Genomic DNA, 848 nt, shown 5'->3' on the forward strand with positions numbered 1-848 from the left:
AACGCTTCGGACATAGCCGACAACGCTTCGGATATCACCACGAATACGGGTGACATAGCAACGAACACTACCAACATTGGAACTAATGCAACGGATATAGCAGACCATATTGCTGCTGATGGTGACACCGACGCCACGAATGAGATACAGAACATCGAGGAAGTGCTTACCGATGGCAACGATGCCAACGGATTGGTTCTGACCGGACTTGGAGCCCCAACGGCCGCAAGTGATGCCGTAACAAAAGCATATGTTGATGCCCTTGACACGGACGACGCTGATTCAGACCCTGAGAACGAACTATCCGATATCGCTTTGAGCGGTACCACCTTGGAACTGACCAATGCGGTTACCGGAGCCACCGGGGTTGACCTTGACGGAACCTTTGCCACGGACGCGGAACTTGCGGCCCTTGACACGGACGACGCCGATTCAGACCCCACGAACGAATACAACACGGGGATATCGCTGAACGGTACCTCCATCGAGGTCACGGATGCAGGCGGTACGTTGAGCCAAAATCTTGACGGAATCTTTGCCACGGACGCGGAACTTGCGGCCCTTGACACGGACGATGCTGATTCAGACCCTGAGAACGAACTATCCGATATCGCCCTGAGCGGTACCACCTTGGAACTGACCAATGCAGTTACAGGAGCCACCGGGGTTGACCTTGACGGAACCTTTGCCACGGACGCTGAACTTGCGGCCCTTGACACGGACGACGCTGATTCAGACCCTGAGAACGAACTATCCGATATCGCTTTGAGCGGTACCACCTTGGAACTGACCAATGCGGTTACCGGAGCCACCGGGGTTGACCTTGACGGAACCTTTGCCACGGACGC

Annotated in this window: 1 protein-coding gene; it reads left to right on the forward strand. The window is 55.2% G+C overall.

Annotated features, from left to right (window positions below; translation table 11 throughout):
- Positions 1-848 (forward strand): hypothetical protein (locus MWU56_RS16460; RefSeq protein ID WP_247046516.1); only part of this gene is annotated, 848 nt, incomplete at both ends.

Origin of the sequence: Allomuricauda sp. F6463D, assembly GCF_023015965.1 — a bacterium.
Classification (GTDB): domain Bacteria; phylum Bacteroidota; class Bacteroidia; order Flavobacteriales; family Flavobacteriaceae; genus Flagellimonas.